At 73.0% G+C, this 700-nt stretch carries 1 pseudogene; it reads right to left on the bottom strand.

Annotation, left to right across the window (positions count from 1 at the left end):
• Positions 1–700, bottom strand: a pseudogene (locus G3N93_RS41115) (pseudouridine synthase); the annotation flags it as partial.

The raw sequence follows: 700 nt of genomic DNA, 5'->3' as shown, positions 1-700 counted from the left end.
CGTCGTTGCGGCGCGGCGGGTGATCGGACGACGTGCGGCGGTCGCCGAAGCTGCGCTTCGCGCCTTCGCCGGATGCGTTGTCGCGATACGGTGCACGTGCGCCGCCTTTACTGGAACCTGCGCGACGCGGACGAGCATCGTCATCGCGGCGCGGCGGGCGATCGGACGACGTGCGGCGGTCGCCGAAGCTGCGCTTCGCGCCTTCGCCGGATGCGTTGTCGCGATACGGCGCGCGGGCACCGCCTTCACTGGAACCTGCGCGACGGGAGCGGACACCGTCATCGCGGCGCGGCGGGGGGTCCGCGGACGGCGTGCGCCGGTGCCCTGCGCTTCGCTGCGCGTCTTCGCCGTATGCGGTGTCGCGCGACGGTGCCCCTGCGCCGCCTTTACTGGACCCCGCGCGAGGCGGACGTGCATCGTCATCGCGGCTCGGCGGGCGATCGGACGACGTGCGGCGGTCGCCGAAGCTGCGCTTTGCGCCTTCGCCGGATGCGTTGTCGCGATACGGCGCGCGGGCACCGCCTTCACTGGAACCTGCGCGACGCGGACGAGCATCGTCATCGCGGCGCGGCGGGCGATCGGACGACGTACGGCGGTCGCCGAAGCTGCGCTTCGCGCCTTCGCCGGATGCGTTGTCGCGATACGGTGCGCGTGCACCGCCTTCGCCACCTGCGCGGCGCGGACGCGAGTCGTCATAGCT

Origin of the sequence: Burkholderia sp. Se-20378 (assembly GCF_017104665.1) — a bacterium.
GTDB lineage: Bacteria > Pseudomonadota > Gammaproteobacteria > Burkholderiales > Burkholderiaceae > Burkholderia > Burkholderia lata.
This window is presented reverse-complemented; position numbering and strand designations above follow the sequence as displayed.